General features: G+C 61.7%; 8 protein-coding genes. 2 read left to right on the top strand and 6 right to left on the bottom strand.

Features of this window, described 5'->3' with window-relative positions:
- Positions 1-74 precede the first annotated feature (74 nt).
- A complete protein-coding gene (locus tag DJ564_RS22430; RefSeq protein ID WP_109633420.1) occupies positions 75-1,031 on the top strand; it encodes an alpha/beta hydrolase in 957 nt (318 codons plus the stop codon).
- A gap of 248 nt (positions 1,032-1,279) precedes the next feature.
- Here the strand turns inward: DJ564_RS22430 and DJ564_RS22425 are convergent, their stop codons facing one another.
- From DJ564_RS22425 to pvdM, 5 genes are all read right to left on the bottom strand, one after another.
- Positions 1,280-3,745 (bottom strand): TonB-dependent siderophore receptor, encoded by a 2,466-nt coding sequence (locus DJ564_RS22425; protein WP_109633418.1) that lies wholly within the window; start codon positions 3,743-3,745, stop codon positions 1,280-1,282.
- 231 nt (positions 3,746-3,976) lie between these two features.
- Positions 3,977-5,626, bottom strand: a complete 1,650-nt coding sequence (locus DJ564_RS22415; RefSeq protein WP_109633416.1) for a cyclic peptide export ABC transporter — start codon at positions 5,624-5,626, stop codon at positions 3,977-3,979.
- A 215-nt stretch (positions 5,627-5,841) separates the two neighbouring features.
- Positions 5,842-6,720 (bottom strand): formylglycine-generating enzyme family protein, encoded by an 879-nt coding sequence (locus DJ564_RS22410; protein ID WP_109633414.1) that lies wholly within the window; start codon positions 6,718-6,720, stop codon positions 5,842-5,844.
- A 137-nt stretch (positions 6,721-6,857) separates the two neighbouring features.
- Positions 6,858-8,138 (bottom strand): aminotransferase class V-fold PLP-dependent enzyme, encoded by a 1,281-nt coding sequence (locus DJ564_RS22400; RefSeq protein ID WP_109633412.1) that lies wholly within the window; start codon positions 8,136-8,138, stop codon positions 6,858-6,860.
- Positions 8,139-8,168: 30 nt separating this feature from the next.
- Positions 8,169-9,518 carry a pyoverdine-tailoring dipeptidase-like protein PvdM gene (gene pvdM / locus DJ564_RS22395; RefSeq protein WP_109633410.1) on the bottom strand — a complete coding sequence of 450 codons (1,350 nt, stop codon included), beginning with the start codon at positions 9,516-9,518 and terminating at the stop codon, positions 8,169-8,171.
- A 252-nt stretch (positions 9,519-9,770) separates the two neighbouring features.
- Here pvdM and DJ564_RS22390 point away from each other — a divergent pair, with 252 nt between their 5' ends.
- Positions 9,771-11,399, top strand: coding sequence for a PvdJ/PvdD/PvdP-like protein (locus DJ564_RS22390; RefSeq protein WP_109633409.1), 1,629 nt, complete (start codon positions 9,771-9,773; stop codon positions 11,397-11,399).
- 137 nt (positions 11,400-11,536) lie between these two features.
- Here DJ564_RS22390 and DJ564_RS22385 read toward each other — a convergent pair whose 3' ends face one another.
- A complete protein-coding gene (locus tag DJ564_RS22385; protein WP_109633407.1) occupies positions 11,537-12,931 on the bottom strand; it encodes an efflux transporter outer membrane subunit in 1,395 nt (464 codons plus the stop codon).
- Positions 12,932-12,936: the final 5 nt, after the last annotated feature.

The raw sequence follows: 12,936 nt of genomic DNA, 5'->3' as shown, positions 1-12,936 counted from the left end.
AGCTCCCTCGCCACAGGGTTTTTCGCTGGTTTCAAGATTCTGTATTGACCTATTTGTGTAGAAGGATTCGTCCCATGGCCGTGTTGCCAGAACTTGAAGCATTTCTCGAACTCGCCGAGTTCGGCCGGATGACCGGCAAAAGTCGTGCGATGCATGAACAGTCGCCCCAACAGGCGCGGATCGATTTTGAAGCCTCCTCCGGGTTTCTCGACGTGCCGCTGGACAGCGTGGCCTGTGAAAACTTCACCATCGCCGCACGGGATGGCCACAGCCTGTCGGCGCGGCTTTATCGCGCAGGGCAAACTGTCGACGGCTTGCAGCCGGTGGTGTTGTATTTCCATGGCGGCGGCTATGTGGTCGGCAGCCTCGATTCCCATGATGCACTGTGCCGGCGACTGGCCTCGCAGGGCGGGTTTGCGTTACTGACCGTGGATTATCGACTGGCCCCGGAGTGGCGTTTCCCGACTCCGGTGCAAGACGCCTGCGATGCCGGCAACTGGCTGGTGCGCGAAGGCGCGGTACGGGGGCTGGATGCGAATCGGGTCGCGCTGGTCGGCGACAGCGTGGGCGCGACACTGGCCACGGTGCTGTCGATCATGGCGGTGCGTGAGCCTCAGGAACTGGCGCTCAAACCCAAGGCGCAAGTGCTGTTGTACCCCGTGACCGACGCGACCACCAAGCGTGCCTCCCATCGTGATTTCGCCGAAGGGTATTTGCTGGAGACGCCGACGCTGGACTGGTTCTACGCGCATTACGGGCGTACGTCAGAGGACCTGGCGGATTGGCGTTGCTCGCCATTGCTGGCGGCAGATCTGTCGGGCGTGGCGCCGGCGCTGGTGTACCTGGCCGGGCATGATCCGCTGCGTGACGAAGGGCTGGCGTATGCCGAGCTGTTGCGAGCGGCGGGCAATGAGGTGACGTTGCTGGAGCAGCCGGGGATGACCCATGACTTCATGCGCATGGCGGGGTTGTTGAGCGAAGTGGAAGGGATTCATGCAGAAGTGGCGGGGTGGGTGCGTTCGCGGGTTTGAGTTGAAGTGAAAAAAACCGCCATGCCTGGATCAGGGGTGGCGGTTTTTTTGTGTCCGGCTCAGGGCAGTTTGTTGTTCCGGCAATTGCCATCGCGGGCAAGCCCGCTCCCACAGGGATTTGTGAACGCCGCAAAAAACTGTGGGAGCGGGCTTGCCCGCGATGGCGGACACACATTCACCACAAATCCCTGGCCCAAAAAAAATGCCCGCATCTCACGACACGGGCATTTTTCATTTCAGCTCACGACTCAGAAATCATACTTCGCGGTGACCTGCACGTTACGCGGCTCGCCGTAGAACGTGGTATCGAAGTTGCCCAAACCCGTCAGGTAATTCTTGTCGAAGACGTTGTTGGCATTGACGGTGAAGCTCAGGTGGTCGTCGAACTGGTAACGGGTCATCAGGTCCACGAGGGTGTAGCCACCTTGCTTGATCTGGGTGTAGTCGCCCGCGCTGGCGCTGTAGATCTTGCCGTAGAACGCGCTCTGCCAGCTCACGCCGCCACCGACGGTGAACTTGTTCATCACGCCCGGCAGACGGTAGGTGGTGAAGGTTCGAACGACGTGTTCAGGACGGGTGGTGGACAGCGGGTAGCCGAAGATCCGTTGCTCGTCCTGGTCACGGGTCCGGGCGTAGGTGTAGCCGGCGGACAGGTTCCAGCCCTCGGCCAGTTCACCGGCCAGTTCCAGTTCCACGCCCTTGGTGGTCGCGCCGTCGATGGCTTTGTAGATGCCTTCGTTGGTGACCGGGTTGGTGCCGATCGATTCAGCGACGTTGTCCTGCTCGATGCGGAAGAAGGCCAGGCTGGCGTTCAGCTTGCCTTCGAAGTAGGCCGCTTTCATGCCGGTCTCGTAAGCGTTGCCTTCAACCGGCTGCAGCGTCGAACCGTTGGCGTCCTTGTAGATTTGCGGCTGGTAGATATTGGTGTAGCTGGCGTACGCGGAGTACGTGTCGTTCAGGTCGTACACCACACCGGCGTAGGGCGTGACGACGCCGTGTTCCTTGTAGCTGGCGTGGGTGTCGGTCAGGCTGGCGCCCGGGTTGTAGCTGTAGTCTTCGTTGTACTTGAAGGTGCTCAGGCGGGTGCCGAGGATGAACGACAGGTCGTCGGTCGGACGCAGGCGCGTGGCCAGGTAAACGCCGTTCTGGCTCTGGGTGCGCTCGTATTTGCCGTTCTTCGGGAATTCCTGTTTCGGCAGTTCGCCGTTCCAGTCATAGATGCTGCCTGGCACTTGGGAGAACGCGCTGGTGTCGTAAGTCGCGCCGGTCTGGCGCGAGTGGGACGCCATGACACCGGCGACCAGTTCGTGCTCGCGACCGCCCAGGCTGAACGGGCCGGAGACGTTCACGTCAGCGGTGTTCTGCACGCGATGGCCTTCCCAGCGACCCCAGTAAAGGAACATGCCTTCACCGGTGGCGCGGTCCGGGTTGCCGCCGCTGGCCGAGGCCAGTTGGGTGTCGTGATCGGTGGTTTTCTGGTCCAGGCTGACTTTGAGTTTCCAGTCATTGGCCAGCGCTTGTTCCAGCGATGCGAAGTAGGTGGTGCTGTCGAAGTCTCGACGGCTCCAGTCGGCAGCCGGGTTGAAGTGACGCGGGAACTCGGTACGGCCGCCATCGGCGAAGTAGGTCGGGTTACCGGTCCACGACGAACCGCGTGGAGTCGCGCTGGACTTGTCGATGCCGAAGGTCAGCAGGGTGTCGTCGGTCAGGTCGGCTTCGAGGACGCCGTAGAACAGGTCTTTCTTCTGGCTGTAGTGATCCAGGTACGAGTTGGCGTCCTGATACGTGGTCACGAAGCGGCCGCGGACGTTGCCGGAATCGGTCAGCGAACCGGAAATGTCGCCTTCAGCACGGTACTTGTCCCAGCGGCCGGCGGTGGTGCTGACCGAGGCCTTGAAGTCCTTGGTCGGCTTCTTGCGGATCAGGTTGACCGTGGCGGACGGATCGCCCGTGCCGGTCATCAGGCCGGTAGCGCCCTTGATGACTTCGATGTGGTCGAGGCTGGCCGAGTCGTCGCTGTTGTTCGGGTTTTCACCGTACACACCGTCGTAGATGGTGTTGACGCCATCGTACTGAAAGTTGGTGATGGCCTGGCCCCGGGCGGAAAATTCGGTACGGTCACTGTCGTATTTCTGCGACGTGATGCCGGGGGTGTTGCGCAGTGCATCGCCGACGCTCTGTACGCCGCGATCGTCCATTTGCTGACGGGTCACCACGGTCACCGATTGCGGTGTTTCGCGCAGGGTCAGCGGCAACTTGGTCGCGGTGGTGGTGGCGCCGGTGGTGTAGGAATTGGTGTCTTCAGTGGTCAGGCCCAGGGCCTGGCCGGAAATCGTGGTCGCGCCCAGTTGCAGGCCCGAACCGCCGCCGGAGACCAGGGTGACGCTGTTGCCGTTGATCTGGAACGAAATGCCGGTGCCTTTGAGCAGGGCGCTCAGGGCCTCGGACGGCTCCAGCGAACCGGACACCGCACGGGACTTGATGCCCGCCACCTGATCCGGGCTGTAGAGGATCTGCAGGTTGGTCTGCATGCCCAGCTCGGTCAGCGCGTTGGAAAGCGGCTGCACGGCGATATTCACTTTTACAGGTGCAGCATTGGCCATCGAGCTCCCCAGCAAGGTGGCGGTCAGCAGTACGCTGGTGAACAGGGTGCGATGCAATGTCGGGCGCTGTACGGCCAGCGCGATAGGTGTGCGGCGTGATTGAGGTCGCATTACTTACCTGTGCTCCTGAAAAGTATTGTGCAGAGTTTTTGTTAATAAGAATGATTATTAGACGCGGCACAAACCAAAAACCGGAAAGAAACCCGTCAAATAAATTTTCACAGGGCAAAAAGTAAAACCTGTGGGAGCGGGCTCGCTCGCGAAAGCGGTGTGTCAGGCAACATCGCCAGCGACTGACACGCCGTCTTCGCGAGCAAGCCCGCTCCCCCAAGTAAAAGGTATTTAGGCCGGTGCCAGCTCGGTAACGACCCGGCCGCTTTCCATGCGCACCAACTGGTCGGCCACGTCGAAATAGCGGTCATCGTGGGAGATCACGATGATGGTTTTGCCCAGGCGCTTGAGGTCCGGCAGCAGCTCGGTATAGAAAATCCGGCGGAAGGTCGGGTCCTGGTCGGCCGCCCATTCATCGAACACCAGCACCGGGCGCTCCTCGAGCCAGGCATTGACCAGTGCCAGGCGTTTGCGCTGGCCGGTGGAAAGATCGGTGGTGGTGAAATTGCCGTCCTTGACGCTGACCTTGTGCGCGATTTCCAGGCGTTGCAGGTATTTGTTGGCGTCTTCGGGGATGTGCGTGTCGCCCTGGATCACGTCATCAAAGAGGTAATAGTCAGCGAAGATCGTGGTGAACAATTGGCGGTAGTCATCACGGTTCTTCGCATCAATCGCCTCGCCGTTGACCCGGATCTCACCCTGCTGCGGCGTGTACAGGCCCAGCAGCAACTTGATCAGCGTGGTCTTGCCGCAACCGTTCTCGCCGACAATAAAGGTGATGTCGCCTTGCTTGATCGTCAGGTTGACCGGGCCGAGCTGGAACGGCGCGGCACCTTCGGCAGCCGGGAAGGCAAAACGCACATCGGCCAGTTTCAGTTCATGCACGGCTTGCTTGACGTTGCCCTGATCGCTGAGCAGCAAGTGCGGTTCAGGGGTGGAAAACTGCTCGGACAACTCGGCGATCCGGCGGAAGGCAATCTGCGCGCGACTGACAATCGGCAGCGTGCTGATCAAATGTTCCAGCGGGCCTTTCATGTACAGCAGCACCAGCACAAAGCCGCTCATCACAGTCTTGTCGGCGCTTGGCCAGAAGGTTTGCAGCGCCAGGGCCAGACCAATGACCACGAAGAACAGCATCGAGCCGAAGGTCTTGGCGATGACGAAGGTGTTGATCGAACGCACTTGTGTGTTGCAGATGAATTCGGCCGTGGCCTTGATGCCCGAGACAAACATGCGCTGGCGACGTGGACGGTGAATCCGCAGTTCCTTGGCGCCTTCGGCAATGGCGTTGTAGTGCTTCTGCAGTTCGTCTTCAGCGTCACGGGCGGCCATGAAGCCCTGCACACCTTTGCTCTGGGCGTAGGCCTGGATCGCTGTGCCGATCAGAATCGCGGCGACCATGATCAGGAACATCGGCCATGAAAGAATGGCCAGGTAACCCATGCAACCCAGGGTCACGGTCACGGAAATCGCCAGCGGCGCGAAGGCGAAGGCGAAGTCGCTGATGGTGTCGACGTCGTGGGTCAGCACCGGAATCAAGCGGTGGCTGCGATAGCGTTCGATCTGTTCGATCGGTGCCGAGAGGACTTTTTCACCAAGCTGTTTACGCAGTTTGGCGATGATGTGCTGGCCGACGTAGTTGGTGCCGATGTCCGAGCAGATCGAACTCAGCAGCGCCAGCAGGCACAGGCCGGCGAACAAGGCAACAACGCCCTGGGTCAGGCCGGTGTCCGAATGCAGGGCGTTGTTGATGGTCGCCAGCAGTACCGTGACGCTCAAGCCGCCGACCATGCCCAGGAAAATGGACGCGGCGACGATGAGTCGAAACGGTTTCAACAGGGCGAACAACTCGCCGATGGCGCCACGGGGAGGCTGGGTCATGGAAGACAGTTCCTTGGGTATAAAGGCAGATACCCAGTAGAACGTCTGATCGAGGGGTTAATTTACAAGGTTGCCGACTGGCGGTGATCGCGACTCAAACACATGACCCTGTGGGAGCTAGCCTGCTAGCGATGACTGCATCACAGTCGATAGATATGTCGACTGTCAGTCCGCTATCGCGAGCAGGCTAGCTCCCACAGGATTGGGGTTATGGCTTACAGGTCACGCACGATACGGAACCCTATCCAGTCGCCACGCTCTTGTGGGTACTGGCTGTTGCGGTTGCCGGAGCGGGAGAACACCGGCGCTTCGCCCCAGTCGTTGCCGCGAATGCGCACGGCTTCGCAGTTGGGTTCTACCCAGGCGCTGCCATCGGTGGGCGCGCCGACGTAGTTCGGATGCTCGCAGTCTTCGACCCATTCGTAGACATTGCCGTGCATGTCGTACATGCCGAACGCGTTCGGCGCGTAGCTGCCGACCGGCGAGCTGTAGCTGTAACCATCCGCCGGCCCGTAGGTGTTGGCGAGTTTGCTGATGCTGTACTCCTTGCCTTCATCGAACGGGAAGGGAAACGGACCCTTGGTGCCGCCGCGTGCGGCGTATTCGCGTTGGGCTTCGCTGACCATGTGGTACTTCTGACCGGTCTTTTTCGAGAGCCAGGCGACGTAGTTCTTCACATCATCGAAGTTCATGCACACCGCTGGCTGACGCGGGCCTTGCGGATACCGTGGCTTGCTGGCTACGCACTCGCGACCTGGCCGGGTATCGCCGTTGGCGATGGTCACGCCGCTCTCGCGCACGTAGCTGTCCCATTCACCGGCGGTGACCTGGAAGCGGCTCATGGCGAACGGTTTGGCGAAGGTCACCTCGTGCATCGGGCTTTCGTCGGGCTCGCGACCGATTTCATCATCCGGCGTACCCATGGTGAAGGTGCCGGCGGGCAGCACGACCATTTCCGGGCAGTCGCGGCAGTCCTTGAACACTTTGCCGGGTGGCGGGGCGGTGGCCGCCTGGGCGGCGGTTGGCAGCAGACCGGCGAGGAGGGCGGACAAGGCGAGGGCCTTTAGAGGCACAGTTAATAGATCTCGGTTCATTTGTCGTCTCGATTTAAAAGAAAACTGGCGTCTCTGTGGCGAGGGAGCTTGCTCCCGCTGGGCAGCGAAGCGGCCCCAAAGAAAGGGACTGCTGCGCAGTCCAGCGGGAGCAAGCTCCCTTGCCACAAGGGGCCGCATCAGACGGCTTTGCTCAGCACGGCCATGAAGCGGTCGATTTGGTTTTCGGTGTTGAGCAGGCCGGGTGCGATGCGGATCACCGGGCCGACGTCGCGGTCCACCGAGTCGCAGACCACGCGGTTCTCCATCAACTGCACGGCGACTTTTTCGCAGTCGCGGTCCTTGATCCGGAAGAAGGTGAAACCGGCCGACAAGTCCGGGCTCTTCGGCGTGACCAGTTCGACCTGCGGGTGTTCCAGCAAGCGGTTTTTCGCATAAGTGTTGAGGGCGTGGATACGCGCCTGCACCTCGGCCTTGCCCAGTTCCAGGTGCAACTTGAACGCTTCGTCCAGGGCCCAGCGGTGTTCGAAGCTGTGATAACCGCCGGGGGTCATGATGGTCGAGAACGTGGTCGCTTCGGAGAAGGTCGGAATCGTCGGCGTCACATCCTTGAGCTCGGCGGAACGGGCGCAGATGATCCCGGTGCCGCGCGGGCCAAACATCCATTTGTGGGTGCCGGCGATGAAAAAGTCGCAGTGCATGTCGGGGAAGTCGAGGTCTTCAACGCCAAAACCGTGCACGCCATCGACCACATACAGAATGCGATCCTTTTCCTCGCGGTTGCGATTCTGCTCCTCCACCAGTTTGCCGATCTCGCCGATCGGCAGCTTCACACCGCTGCCGGACTGCACCCAGGTCATGCCCAGCACGCGGGTTTCGGGGCGGATGCCTTTGGCGATCGAACCCAGCACCTCATCCGCCGACACCTTGTGACTGTTCTCGAACAGCTTGAGCTTGCGCACCTTGACCCCGTCCTTTTGCTGGCGGTAACCCAAGGCGTAGTTGGTGGCGTAGTGTTCGTGCTCGCTGGTGAGGATTTCCTGGTCCGGGCGCACATGGATGCCGCCGTAGATCAGCGACAGGCCTTCGGTGGTGCTGCCGGTCAGCGCGATCTGTTCAGGCTTGGCCTTGAGGTAACGACCGGCCCAGACGCGCACCGCTTGCTCGCGTTTTTCGGTTTCGCCCAGGTCCCAGTCCATTGCCAGGCCCGGGTTGCGGTCGAGGTTGGCGCGGTGGCGCTCAATCGCCTCACGCACCGGTCGAGGGTGGGACGTCACCAGGAAGTTGGCGAAGTGCAGGTAATCCGGATCCTGGTCGAACAACGTACGCAATTGCGCCCATTTGTCCTTGGGCAGCGGCGTTGGACTGGCAGCCAGTGCCCGTAGATTCACGGCAGAAGCCAGGGGCAGGCCTGCGGCGAGAATACCGGCCTGCTTGAGGAATGAACGGCGGTTAGTCATGAGCTCGGTTCGCTTTGGCAAAAGAGGGCATCAGTTTTTCGCCACCGGTCTGGACGACTTCTGCACCTGGTCCCAGACCCGCAGGAAATTCCCGCCCCAGAGCTTGGCGATATCGGCCTCGCTGTAGCCGCGACTGATCAGCTCGGCCGTCACGTTGCGTGCTTCGCTGACATCCTTCCAGCCGTCCAGACCGCCGCCGTCGTTGAAGTCGGAACTGATGCCGACGTGGTCGATGCCGATTTTTTTCACCGCGTAATCAATTGCGTCGCCGTAGTCCTTGAGGGTGGCTTTCGGTTCTTCGTCGACGATGGCGTAGAGCTGGCTGGCGTACTCACCGAATCGCTGTTCGGACCAGACGGTGATGATCGGATCGCCCGGCATCAGCGCCATCTCCAGGCCTTGCAACGGTTGCAGGTCGAAACGCGCGCGCAGGGCGTTGAGTTTGTCCTGAGTGGCCTGGCTCAACGGGCGGATGTAGGTCGGGAAACCGACAATCTGCACCACACCGCCGCTGTTTTTGATCAGCTGCATTTCCTGGTCGCTGAGGTTGCGCGGGATGTCCACCAGGGCGCGCGGTGCCGAGTGCGAGGCGACCATCGGAGTGCGGCTCAACTGGGCGACCTGCTCCAGGGCCTTGGTCGACATCTGCGACACGTCGATGATCACGCCCAGATCGTTGAGGCGATGCACCGCTTGTTTGCCGATCTCCGACAGGCCACCGAGGGCGTCTCGCGAATCATTGAAGAACGGCAGCGGTCGGGACGAATCGGCCCAGGCGTTGTTGCCCACGTAACTGAAACCGAACATGCGCATGCCGCGAGCGGCCCAGGTGTCCAGGGCGTTCAGGTCGTTGCCCAGCGGGTAGGCGTTGAGCATGCTCATGAAGATCGCGAACTTGCCTTCGCCGTGCAGGCGGCGGAAATCGTCCGGGGTGTAGGCGATGGCAACCTGGTTGGGGAAGTCGCGAACCATCGTGCTGATGATTTTGTAGCGGGTTTCCTGCTCGAAGCGGGCTTCGTCGACGAAACCGGCGGTGGGGCGATGGGGGGCATTGGCGCCGTTCCAGATTTCCGGCCAGCCGAAAATCGTCAGGGCCGCGCCGGACAGGCGACCGCGGCCGGTCTTGACCAGGTCAAATTGGCCGGTGCCGTCCTTGTCCGCTTCATTGCCGGCGGTGCCGAAGTCCAGCGGGACGGTGACGTGGCTGTCGAAGGAGAGGATGCGCTCTTGCAGCTCATCGGCCTGTTTCATGACTTTGACCGGGTATCCTGGATTGTCCTTGAACCAGTAATCCCAGGCCGCAAAGCCGGCCCCGGCACTGATTGCCAGGGCCAGCGGCAGGCCGATGAAGAGAGCCTTTTTCGAACGTGGTTTTGTCATTGCCATCTCAGTCAGGTTCGCCGCCCCGGTGCGGGCGCAGGGGCCTTTGCTATCTGGGAAGAACGAGTGGCCCGGTTGGAAATTTAGTGGGGCTGATGGCTCCATCGCCAGCAGGCTGGCTCCCACAGGGGATTTGTGAACGACACAGATCACCTGTGGGAGCTAGCCTGCTGGCGATGCTTTTAAATTTGTGGAGGCAACAAACGTTCTAGCTTGGATAAAGCCTGCTTCATGGCTGACACAGGTAGGGCAATGACGATTTCTCGACGATGGTTCATGGCAGGCCTGGCGCTGACCGGCGCCGCCGTGCCTGCGGCTTTTTATGGGCATCGCGAATGGACGAAACCGGATCCGACGATCACCCCCGGCGAAGCTTCATTCGATGTGGCGGATGTCGCCGGCCAGCATTTGGCGAATACCTTGCGCGGCGTCTGGCAGATTCGTTTCGAAGGGCGTGACGCCGGTATCGAAGGCCTGCCTCGGGACGGGCTGGAAGTGTTTCTCGACGTTGGCCACAAAGGGCGGGGCTTGATCGGGTTCCTCGACACCGCCCAGCGTTTGCGCTCCAGCGATGAGCCGCGCTACCGGGTGCTGGGCGATCTGGCGGACGCCAAACCGGCCGAGTTGAGCTGGCGGCTGGTCAGTGCCAACGCCGCCAACGGCACGCCGGACTACGAATTCAGCATGGCGCTGGACGAAGTCTGGGCCGGTTTCGGCAATGCCGGCAGCGGCACGCTCAGCGGGCGGGTGTTGAACCTCGATCGGCCGCTGATGATGATCGCGCAGGACAATCGCTTCATCGCCGTCAAACGGGTGTTCCCTGAGGCCCGCGAGCGCGCCGGTCTCAATGCGCCGCTGCTGGCGTGGCTGGTGTCCGCCGAGCATCGGCTGTTTCACCAGCTCTGGCATGCCTCGCGGGACAAGTGGCACACCCTGTCCGAAGACAAGCGCAACGCTCTGCGTGGCATTGGCTGGCAGCCGGGCCCGCGAGACAAGGAGCGCGATGCCCGGGGCGCGCGCAAGGATCGCAACGGTTCGGGCGTGGACTTTTTCTTCATGCACCGGCACATGCTGGGCACGGCGCGGTCGATGCAGGACTTGCCGTCGTGGCAGCACTTTCCGTTGCCACAGCCGGAACTGGCCCGGGATCGCATCGGCTTCGCCCATTACTGCGACAACCACGACGGCACCGCGCTGCCGCCGACCTGGCTGGCCGATGACGATGCCGAGTACTCGCAATGGGTCAGCGACATCAAGACGGCCGAGACGTATCACAGCAACTTCCAGGTCTGGGAGTCGCGCTACCGTGATCCGCGTTATCTGTCGAAACTCACCCTGGGGCAGTTCGGTTCAGAGGTCGAGTTGGGGCTGCATGACTGGCTGCACATGCGCTGGGCCTCGGTGCCCCGTGATCCGTCCAATGGCCAGCCGGTGCCGTTTGCGCGGGATCCGGCAGATTTCTCCGCGCGCTGGTATGCGCCGGAAAACGATTTCCTTGGCGACCCGTTTTCTTCCCATGTAAACCCGGTGTTCTGGCATTTCCACGGCTGGATCGATGATCGCCTGGAAGACTGGTTCCGTGCCCATGAGCGTTTTCATCCGGGGGAGGTCAGTCGGCTGGAGGTCAACGGGGTGGCGTGGTTTGCGCCGGGGCGTTGGGTCGAGGTGGATGATCCGTGGCTGGGGCCCAGCACCCATGGCTGCAGCACGACGCCGGGGTTGCAGGCGGGCAAGTCGGTTGAGATGGACCCGGAAACCATGAAACTGGCGCTGCGCATCACCTTTGGCGAGGACGAAAAAAAACTGGCGGACCTGTTCCGCAAAGTGCCGCAGCGACCTTGGTATGCGCGGCATTTGAAGGCCAAGCCGATCACCACTTAAGCAGGTGATACCGCGTTATCGTTCAATCGCGAGCAGGCTCGCTCCCACAGGTTATGTGTCGTGCCTACAATATGTGGCAAACATAGAACCCTGTGGGAGCGAGCCTGCTCGCGATGGCGTATCCACTTGCGCCGCAGTTACAGCGTCTGCCACCCGCCGCCCAACGCCTTGTACAGCGCAATACTCGCCTGCAACCGCGACAACCGCAGCTGCACGTTCAAATCCTGCGCCGCATACAGCGTGCGCTGGGTCTCCAGCACCGTCAGCAAATCCTCGGCGCCAGCCTGATATCGGCTTTGCGCAATATTGAATGCAGTCTGTGCCTGGTTCAGCTCCTCGCTTTGCCACTGGCGCTGTGCATCCAGCCCGCGGATGCTGTTGAGGGCTTTTTCCACGTCGGCGAAACCGTTGATGATCGCCCCGCGATAGGTCTCCAGCAGTTCTTCCTGGCGGGCCGTGGCTTTGTCGCGCTCGGCGCTCAGGCGGCCATTGTTGAACACCGGCGCAAGCAATCCGGCGGTGAGGTTGTAGAAAGGATTGCGCAGCATATCCGCCGCACGATCCGCGCCCGACCCCAGTTCCGCGCTTAACGTCACCTTCGGCAGCATCGCCGCGCGGGCCACGGTGATGTCGGCTTGCGCGGCGGCCAGTTGCGCTTCGGCGCGGGCGATGTCCGGACGCCGGGTGAGCAGTTCGCTGGGCGCGCCGGCCGCGATGGTCGGCCATGACAATTGATCGAAGCCTTCCTGCCCCAGAGCCAGCTCCTGAACCGGCCGGCCGAGCAGGGCGGCCAGACCGATCAGCGCGTCCTGCGCCTGCTGCTGCACCAGCGGCAATTGCCGTTGTTGCGCCGCCACCAGGCTTTTCTGTTGCGCCAGTTCCAGCGCCGTTGCCGAGCCTGAATCGAAGCGCGTCTGCACCAGTTTCAACACGTTCTGCGCGTTCGCCAGGTTCAGCTCCGCGATGCGGCTTTGCTCACGCAGCGACAAGGCTTGCGCGTAGGTGTTGGCGACGCCGCTGAGCAGCGTCAATTCCACGGTCGCCTGATCGAATTCGCTGGCCTGCAACGCGAATTGCGCGCTGTCACGGGAAGCCCGTTGACCACCCCAGAAATCGATTTCGTAAGTGGCGCTAAGGCTGGCATTGAAGTAATCGACGGCCTTGTTGTCGCTGTCGGCGTCGAGCTGGCTGTAACCGTTGCCGCGCAGCAGTTTTTGCCGATTGGCGTTCAGGGCGCCCTTGACCTCCGGTAGCTGCGAACCCCCGGCAACCACCGTTTCGGCTTGCGCTTGGCGCACCCGCGCGATGGCCGCGGCCAGGTCGTAACTGCCGACCCGCGCCTGTTCGATCAGTTGATCCAGCTGCGGGCTGCCGAACTGCGTCCACCATTGCAGGTTGCTGCGGGTGGCGCTTTGCGTGTGCGCCGATTGCCAGGAAGAGGGCGGCTGGATGCCGCTGTCCGGGCGCTGGGCGGGTGTGCCGCAGGCGCCGAGCAACAGGCAGAGGGTCAGTAAACTCAGTTGCGGCTTCATGGAGA

The sequence above is a fragment of the Pseudomonas sp. 31-12 genome, from assembly GCF_003151075.1.
GTDB lineage: Bacteria > Pseudomonadota > Gammaproteobacteria > Pseudomonadales > Pseudomonadaceae > Aquipseudomonas.
The sequence above is the reverse complement of the archived record's forward strand: the minus strand, read 5'-3'. Positions and strand labels throughout refer to the sequence as shown.

Coding starts and splice junctions, on each gene's coding strand:
- DJ564_RS22415 (WP_109633416.1), bottom strand. CDS start 5,626: ATGACCCAGCCTCCCCGTGGCGCCATCGGCGAGTTGTTCGCCCTGTTG.
- DJ564_RS22385 (WP_109633407.1), bottom strand. CDS start 12,931: ATGAAGCCGCAACTGAGTTTACTGACCCTCTGCCTGTTGCTCGGCGCC.
- DJ564_RS22400 (WP_109633412.1), bottom strand. CDS start 8,138: ATGACTAACCGCCGTTCATTCCTCAAGCAGGCCGGTATTCTCGCCGCA.
- pvdM (WP_109633410.1), bottom strand. CDS start 9,518: ATGACAAAACCACGTTCGAAAAAGGCTCTCTTCATCGGCCTGCCGCTG.
- DJ564_RS22390 (WP_109633409.1), top strand. CDS start 9,771: ATGACGATTTCTCGACGATGGTTCATGGCAGGCCTGGCGCTGACCGGC.
- DJ564_RS22430 (WP_109633420.1), top strand. CDS start 75: ATGGCCGTGTTGCCAGAACTTGAAGCATTTCTCGAACTCGCCGAGTTC.
- DJ564_RS22410 (WP_109633414.1), bottom strand. CDS start 6,720: ATGAACCGAGATCTATTAACTGTGCCTCTAAAGGCCCTCGCCTTGTCC.
- DJ564_RS22425 (WP_109633418.1), bottom strand. CDS start 3,745: ATGCGACCTCAATCACGCCGCACACCTATCGCGCTGGCCGTACAGCGC.